General features: G+C 39.0%; 1 protein-coding gene. It reads left to right on the forward strand.

Features of this window, described 5'->3' with window-relative positions; translation table 11 throughout:
* Nucleotides 1-41: 41 nt before the first annotated feature.
* A partial coding sequence (locus tag NWP09_RS13415) for an ABC transporter transmembrane domain-containing protein (protein ID WP_369010431.1) occupies nt 42-331 on the forward strand: 290 nt, incomplete at its 3' end.

The following is a 331-nucleotide window of genomic DNA, read 5'->3' on the forward strand; positions in this document are numbered from 1 at the left end:
GTATTAGAGTCACACAAAGTTTCACACAAGAGCATGAAAATATGGATTTCTTTGATGGAGTTAATAACGAGAACTTTGAAGCCTGGCGCTTAGCAACAAAGAAGAGTGCGATGTTTCGACCAATTGTAGATGTTACAAATGCCGTTGGTACAGGAGTATTGCTTTGGTATGGGGCACACTTGATACAAAGTGGTTCTCTGTCCTTAGGACAGTTCGTGTCTTTTGCTTTCTATATCGGGATGTTCTGGGAACCAATCTCTAGATTGGGTCAACTTTACAATCAATTGTTAATGGCAATGGCTTCTTCTGAACGTATTTTTGAATATTTAGA

The sequence above is a fragment of the Agrococcus sp. HG114 genome (genome assembly GCF_024723325.1).
Lineage (GTDB): Bacteria > Actinomycetota > Actinomycetes > Actinomycetales > Microbacteriaceae > Agrococcus.